This window comes from Roseibium sp. RKSG952, from assembly GCF_009711355.1.
This window is the reverse complement of record NZ_SMMF01000103.1, coordinates 1-258: the sequence shown is the minus strand read 5'-3', so window position 1 is coordinate 258 and position 258 is coordinate 1. Positions and strand designations below refer to the sequence as shown.

Annotated in this window: 1 protein-coding gene; it reads left to right on the top strand. The window is 57.0% G+C overall.

The window, feature by feature from the left end:
* On the top strand, positions 1-258 hold a 258-nt coding region (locus E1297_RS48675; protein ID WP_196223063.1), incomplete at both ends, for a hypothetical protein.

Below are 258 nucleotides of genomic sequence, written 5' to 3'. Positions count from 1 at the left end.
GATCTACGAAACCGTTGACCAGTGCGACATGAACATTGATCTGGACGGCCGTCTTGCGAGCCAGTTCAGCCGGTTTGCCTATCGCGGGGCCGATGGCCGTGAAGTGAACGTTCAGGAATGTGCCCCGTCCAAAACCGCGTTCGAGATCAAGGAAGACACGTCTGCCTGTGAGATCGATGTTGATCTTGACGGGCGCAAGGCAACTGTCATGGCCCAGCTTTCCTACCGGGACAGCAACGGCTCGAATGTTGTCGTGCG